Genomic DNA, 6,141 nt, shown 5'->3' with positions numbered 1-6,141 from the left:
AAGCATTAGAACTCCTGTTGGCAGCCAAAGAGAGTCACTGAACGGTTCGCCGGGAGTAACTAAAATTTTCCCGGCTTCGGTTCATTAAATTTCAGCTGCTTAAGAAAAAATGTCTATAAGAATCAGTTTGTTAACTTTTAAGGGTGCCGTCAGTTATCATGAAAAATCTCACCTAAAATTTTATATTCCTTTACTATCAATAGCTTAATTCAAGTGGTTACGATGTTGGAGTAAAGCTAAACTGAAAAAAGCTGAAATTCTTTTCACTCTTTTCAGTTCTCTGCTCGCTGTAAATCCCCAGTTGTGGCGCGGTCTGGCGCTATCATTTGTAAAAAAAATCCCAACTGAAAAATTTTTGCGATCTGAAAATCGCAGGCGGGTGCGGTGTAGTGCCGTTTTTGTCAGTAATGGCTTATTTTACTGGCGAAGCGGCTGCACCATTGGAGCAAAGTGGGCGTGCTTGTTTGATATAGGTAGATGTTCAAATGTGGGAGGTAATGCTCTCATAATGCAATGTAGAACGATTTTAATGGGTTTTATTAGCTCTTGTTCACAGATAGGTCTGGCCAGAACTAGATCATGTGTTCAGCCTATGCTAAAAAGGGTTATAGAGGAATGAATTCGTGAGACACTGGTTTGAATTATTTAGGGTTAACCCAACATGGATAAAACTACTGATGCTCAATTTGAGTATTGGAGGAATGAAACAGTAGCCTTCCTTGCTCTTACATCCATTAAGGGAGTGAGTTATTGGACTCTGAGGAAAATTGCTGAGTCAAAAATCGGTTTTAAAGAAATATTAAAATCTGCGGATGTAAACAGATTAGCAGGTTTTCTTAGAGTTGCATTACCCAATGAAGATGAATGGGAAATAATGCAACAAAATCTTTGGAATGATGGTATTGAAAAGGCAAGGGAGCTCAGTAAAAAAGGAATTAAGCTGGTTTTCTTTGAACATGAGTCTTTCCCTAAAAGTTTGAAAGAAATCCCAGACCCTCCTTATTGGATATTTGTTGAAGGTTTACTTGAAAATTTGACATCTAAATCCATCGCAATAGTTGGCACGAGAAAGCCGACAGATGATGGTATTTTTATTACTAAATTAGTTATTTCATCTATTGTCGATAGAGGGTTTGTAACTGTTAGTGGTTTGGCCTCGGGAATAGACCAGATTGCACATATCGAATCTTTACGATACGGTATCCCCACTGTGGCTGTTCTTGGAAATGGTATATTTAATGAGTACCCTAAAGGTTCAAATTTATTGCGGAAGCAAATCGTTGAACATGGTGGAACCATAATTACTGAGTATTTACCTAGACAAAGCTATAGCGCCGAAAACTTTGTTCGAAGAAACAGACTACAAGCTGCTTTATGTCAGGTATTGGTTCCGGCCGAATGGAAGATAAAAAGTGGTACTGCACATACCGTTGATTATGCACATAATTATGGTAAGAAAATTGTCAACCTATACCTTCCATTAACATATACTGATAGACCAGAATTAGATTTTTCAGCTAAAAATAGAAATGCCAAAAATTATGAAGTCCCAAATGAATTAGTAGCGGCAATAGATTATATTATTTCCGATAATAAAGTTGAAAATTTAAAACCTACACAACAGACTCTTGACTTATAGGAAAATAAAATGACTAGAATAAAGGGCGTTATTCTAAGCGTTGAGGGTACCATTTGTCCAAACGGTACGTTAGATGAAGCAATATTTTCAGAAGTAGATAAATTAATAAACTATTTTAAGTCTAAGAGTATAGAGTATGTTGTACATACAAATCGCTCTTGGACCTATAATAAAAATAATAAGCTTGAAGATTTTCTCAAGGAGAAATGGGGGGATTTTAGTTATGTCTGCTATGCGGATGATAATACCATACCTCCGAAGCCTCGTGCAGAGTCAATTGAATACATATTAACTATGAAAAAGTGGGATTCATTAGAAACCCTTTACATTGGTTCGACTGATGATGACATGAGAACAGCTGTAAATGGGGAACTTCTCTTCCTTAGAGCCACATGGTGGGCGAATGCTACTGATTATGGTTTTGAATTTTCAACGCCTAAAGATATTGCAAGATTTATAGATACTTTCTGCCTTAGATCACATCTCTGGTGTCATGAAATTCATGATGGGGCTTTTAATTTTTATGCATTAGCCCCATTCAGTACAATGAAAGAGGAGTATACATTATATTCTCAGGATGCTAGAAATGCTGCCAAGCATGGCACCGGGCATCCCGATTTTTGGATTGGAGCGATAGTTTCTAGTTTATATTTTAGTGGGATTCATAAACAAATAGATTACGTAAGTGTTTATCCGGGACATAAAGCTGGATATGGCAATCCGGTAATGGATGAGGCAATCTCTATTTTTGGTAAATGCTTCCGTAAAAATTATTTGCCTGATTTAATTATCAGGCATAAAGATGCAATCAAATCTCAAACAGCTAGGAATAATAGGATCGCAATTGACTTTCTGAACCAATTGAATACCATTTATTTGAATTTTAAGCCTATGCGTAGTGCAACAAGAGCTTATGTTAGAAGCCCTTTAGGTCCTGGTAAAACGGTTCTTTTAATAGATGATATAACTACTAAAGGATATAGCTTGGAATCAGGAAGAGCTTACATCGAGCAGACTGGTTCAAAAGTAATATTGGCATCATGGTTAAAGACCATAAATACAGATATTGATGTGCTTGCTCCTTTGGGCAAATTTGATCCATATGTTCCAAATCAATTTGAAGTTGCACGAGTCTTAAAACAGCATTCATATCGTCAAAATATTGTAGATACTTTAGCTCCCGCTGAGATATCAGCTATGTTGGAAAGTTATACTAACTGGGAGTGGCAATAGCATTCATGAAAAGGTTCAGGCCAGGACTAGGTAAACACCTTGCCTGAACCTCAGTTTGACTAAGAGGAACATGTTCATTTAAACCACAGTTTAGAAGCAAATATATGGGGGCATTAATGGAGGCATTTTAGTTTTCTTTGTAATATTTTTTTTAAAAACAGCATGTTATTTTTATTATTTGTTCCTATTATCTCCTCAAACGTCTGTATTCATCCATAAAGTCCCTGATTTAAATGCTTTTTAGTCCATTATGTTCCGTAACCTTCCAGTAAAATCGATGCTGAATCTGTATAGGATTGTGTATATGTTCCTGTTCGGCCTTCGCCGTCCGTGGTTAAACAACCAACAGATCTTCATCGTCATTTGCGTTCGGATGTGGCGCTAATGTGGGTTATCTGTCATCTTTCGCAAGCAGTGTGTTTTCTTCTCAGCGTACAGAACCCGTTGCTTACAGCCACACAACTGGCCATTACCTGCTATATTCGTGTCTTTGCCAGGTTTCCGGAATGAGCGATAATGTGGCACATAACGGCAGCGTAAAAGGGGCAACATGCTTCATCACAGCCAGGCAATGTCACTGGATGACATCTACCTTGAGGACATTCCTCACATTATTCACCCGGATACGGCGGCAGGAGACCTCGCAGATACTGCAAGGCCTAACCGCATCATTCAGGAGTGGAATTTGCCACAGGGCTACACCCGGTTTGTCAGCCGGTATCAACTGTACCACTGGCAACATCCCTGGATGGCATACCGTGACACGCTCGACGACATCAAATCCGGGAAGCTCGTTCTGCTGAGAAAAGACATCACCGGCCATGCCATTTCGGGCGTGCTCACGACATCCGGTGACCTTCGCAATGACCTGCCTCTGTTCCTTCAAACCCGACTCCGACACATTCTGTCCCGGCAACTGAATCGCCCGACATATCAGGTCCGCCATGCGGCACCGGTGCAACATGCCCAGGCCGCAAAAACCATCAACAGCAAAACTGCCGGTCGGTTGCTGGCCGCGGGTGGGATCTATAATGGCAATATCGAGGGATTCCATCAGACCGCGCAGCAGCTCGGTGGTGATGCACCGGCGGGTTACGATCAGGTTATGGATAATAAAGGGCTGATTATCGCTGGTGCTTCTGTTGCTGCGGGCCTTGGCCTGGGCAGACTGGGGACGGCGAGTGAGCTTAGCAATCTTCATGTTCTGGGAAAAGTCGAGGGTGAGTACTCGATGATAAAACCCGGACCATTACCTAAAGAGCTGGCTGAAACCTTCTCCAGTGGTACATATAAAGAGATCACGCTATCAACAGACACGAGTTTCTACAGAGGTGGTATTGAGGGCCGACCATTAGGTCAGTTTTTCGGATATGAACAACCTCAGGGAGTGCTCCAGACCAGAATAGATAAGGCCCTGCTCCCCAAATGGCCTAACGGAAGTGAATCCCCTCTTGATAGCTATCACAAGATACAAATACCCGCAGGAACGAAAGTATATGTTGGAGAAGTTGGCTATCAAACAGACCTTTTTTCCGGTGGCTCTGAGCAAGTTGTGATACCTACCCCGTGGAAAATACCTGGCGTTAAGATACTTGGAAGTGGTGGTTTGAAATGAAAAATGAAATAAAGAAAACGGTAACTGATATCATCAAAATCCTCTCCTCAAATGATGAGGATTCATGGGCAAAAACATTCGAAAAACTAGCCATCGAGCTCGATGTTGATTGTGAGTCATCCATTTACTCGTTGAAAAAACTCTACGGCGGGATGGGATCATTTAACGATATTGTTCTTCATAAAAATGGCATACCTCTCATTCGGGAAAATGACGAGTTAGACGATTTGAGACACAAACTCTACAAGCAGCTTGACCATGCAATCGTTTTGTTAAAAGCAGGTGATTTACCATAGCGTTAGTTTCCAGCGCCGCCAGTAAATTATTGGGTACGCCTCCAGCCTGACAGGGGAAGCGCAGAACCTTAAAACAGGCTCATGTGTGTTCGTCTCGTCAGCATCGATGCCCCCGAAAAGAACCTGCCCTTTGGGCAGCGTTCCCGGCAGACATTCTCATCGATAGTGGCGCAGTGTGCCGTCTCCATAACGTGCAGGAACGCAGATTTCTGTGGTCCTCTGCTGGATACGGTGTGGCCTCACATGGAAAGCGCATAAAATAATGAAAGGCCGGTAGGCTTCTTACATCCACTCCTGCCAGATGGAAACCATCAACACTTCTTACGCTTCATGCGCCAGGTTCCTCTGACAGCTCCGACAAACCATCACACATCTCCTGCAACTCATTAAACATCCTTGCCACATGGAAGCCATCGCACACCGAATGATGGACCTGCACCGCGAGCGGCAGCAGCACTTTTCCATCCTGCTCGTAGTATTTTCCAAACGTGAACATAGGCGAAAAGAAGTTCTTCATGTGCGCAATGTTCATATTAAAGTTGGTAAACGTTACCCACGGAATAGACGACACAAAAAAGACATTTTCCCGGGACTCTTCCTTAGGCCAGTAAGAAAGGCTATTTCCATAGCGGGCCGTATCTTCTGCATACGTGTTCTGGAAGTGATGAATATTGCCGTCATAGTGGCTCCACAATGACGAAAACGTCTCCGTTTCGGGATGGAAAATCGTATAGCTTGGATGAATTTCATTCCAGACGACGAGCTCATTGCCCTTCATGGCCATACGGAACTCAGGATGCCGGTTCATGATGTTAGACAGGAGAAAAATGATCGTCGGGTAAAACTTCCAGCCCACCGCTTTGATATGTTTTCGCAGCGCGGTAATGTCGATGAGAACGGTTTGGTTAATTGTGCATTCAGCAAATGACTGGAAGACTTCAAAATGCTCCTTCCTTGGCCAACGAGATAAATCAACAGGCGTATACTCCGGGGCTGTTTTTTTCATTGTTTAACCTTTGATTATCAACCGTCTACGTGATTTTGGGCCAGAAACAACCGGACAACCATTTCAACCGTATCTAATCTTCCTGTCAATCTCAGCCTGTGGCTTTCCGAACAGGTATCCCTGCACGAGATCGCAGCCAAGCGCCTGAAGCCGTTCAAGCTGCGCTTCGGTTTCAACACCCTCTGCAATGACCCGCATGTTGAGGCTCTTCGCCATGCCGGTAATTAACTTAACGATATTAAGGGCATCATCCTGCGTGGATATCGGATTCACAAAGGATTTATCTATCTTAATTTTATCAAAATTCAGTTCACTCAGTCGTGAAGTGGTTTACTGAATTTGGCCACCTGAA

General features: G+C 42.3%; 6 protein-coding genes and 1 pseudogene. 5 read left to right on the top strand and 2 right to left on the bottom strand.

The window, feature by feature from the left end:
• The first annotated feature begins 661 nt into the window (after positions 1-661).
• The 5 genes from HMPREF3143_RS01930 to HMPREF3143_RS26445 all read left to right on the top strand — a co-directional run bounded on the left by HMPREF3143_RS01930 (position 662) and on the right by HMPREF3143_RS26445 (position 5,041).
• Positions 662-1,639, top strand: a complete 978-nt coding sequence (locus HMPREF3143_RS01930) for a DNA-processing protein DprA (RefSeq protein WP_047721505.1) — start codon at positions 662-664, stop codon at positions 1,637-1,639.
• 9 nt (positions 1,640-1,648) lie between these two features.
• Positions 1,649-2,872: an HAD hydrolase-like protein gene (locus HMPREF3143_RS01925; RefSeq protein ID WP_047721506.1), complete on the top strand. Its 1,224-nt coding sequence runs from the start codon at positions 1,649-1,651 to the stop codon at positions 2,870-2,872.
• Between the two features lie 550 nt (positions 2,873-3,422).
• On the top strand, positions 3,423-4,487 hold the full coding sequence (locus tag HMPREF3143_RS01920) for a hypothetical protein (RefSeq protein ID WP_047721507.1): 1,065 nt from the start codon (positions 3,423-3,425) through the stop codon (positions 4,485-4,487).
• Positions 4,484-4,783: a DUF6966 domain-containing protein gene (locus HMPREF3143_RS01915; RefSeq protein ID WP_025912594.1), complete on the top strand. Its 300-nt coding sequence runs from the start codon at positions 4,484-4,486 to the stop codon at positions 4,781-4,783. The genes HMPREF3143_RS01920 and HMPREF3143_RS01915 overlap by 4 nt, the downstream gene beginning before the upstream one ends.
• Before the next feature lie 81 nt (positions 4,784-4,864).
• Entirely contained in the window at positions 4,865-5,041 is a 177-nt protein-coding gene (locus tag HMPREF3143_RS26445) for a thermonuclease family protein (RefSeq protein ID WP_120262366.1), read from the top strand.
• A 70-nt stretch (positions 5,042-5,111) separates the two neighbouring features.
• Here the strand turns inward: HMPREF3143_RS26445 and catA are convergent, their stop codons facing one another.
• Both catA and HMPREF3143_RS24515 read right to left on the bottom strand, forming a co-directional pair.
• Positions 5,112-5,789 carry a type A chloramphenicol O-acetyltransferase gene (catA, locus tag HMPREF3143_RS01910; RefSeq protein ID WP_070531574.1) on the bottom strand — a complete coding sequence of 226 codons (678 nt, stop codon included), beginning with the start codon at positions 5,787-5,789 and terminating at the stop codon, positions 5,112-5,114.
• Positions 5,790-5,852: 63 nt separating this feature from the next.
• Positions 5,853-6,113: pseudogene (locus HMPREF3143_RS24515) on the bottom strand (EAL domain-containing protein); the annotation flags it as partial.
• Between the last annotated feature and the right edge of the window lie 28 nt (positions 6,114-6,141).

The organism is Enterobacter sp. HMSC16D10 (genome assembly GCF_001807145.1).
Lineage (GTDB): Bacteria > Pseudomonadota > Gammaproteobacteria > Enterobacterales > Enterobacteriaceae > Enterobacter > Enterobacter roggenkampii.
Note: the sequence above shows the minus strand (reverse complement) of the source record. Positions and strands in the feature narration are given on the sequence as shown.